This is a genomic window from Parachitinimonas caeni (assembly GCF_030129945.1).
Taxonomy (GTDB): Bacteria; Pseudomonadota; Gammaproteobacteria; order Burkholderiales; family Chitinimonadaceae; genus Parachitinimonas; species Parachitinimonas caeni.
This window is the reverse complement of record NZ_JARRAF010000194.1, coordinates 1-435: the sequence shown is the minus strand read 5'-3', so window position 1 is coordinate 435 and position 435 is coordinate 1. Positions and strand designations below refer to the sequence as shown.

Here is a 435-nt window from a genome sequence, read left to right as displayed (position 1 = left end):
CGCTGAACGAGGTCGGCCGCGCCAGTCTGGTCCGTAGCGCCACGGTGCTGACCACCAACAACCGGCCGGTGCCCGTCACCCAGGTGACGCAAACCGTGTATCTGGCCAAGACCACAGCTTCATCCGGCGGCAGTGGCAGCAACAGCAATGGCACGCCGGGGCTGGAGCCGGGCACGGTCAATACCGGCTTTTATATGCAGATCTTGCCTACCGTGCTGCCCAACAAATCAGTGCTGCTGCAGTTCTCGCTCGACCTCTCACGCCTGAAGGCGATCAAGCAGGTCAGTAGCGGTACGCAAAGCATTGAAGCGCCGGAGGTCGATACCACGAGCTTTATTCAATCCCCCACGGTGAAAAGCGGCGACACGCTGGTGGTGATGGGCTTTGAATCGACGCAGGGGCAGTACAGCGAGCGTGGGCTGGACCGGACCACGG

1 protein-coding gene is annotated in these 435 nt (G+C 61.8%); it reads left to right on the top strand.

What is annotated here, in order from left to right; translation table 11 throughout:
- A partial coding sequence (locus tag PZA18_RS25805) for a hypothetical protein (protein ID WP_308447460.1) occupies positions 1-435 on the top strand: 435 nt, incomplete at both ends.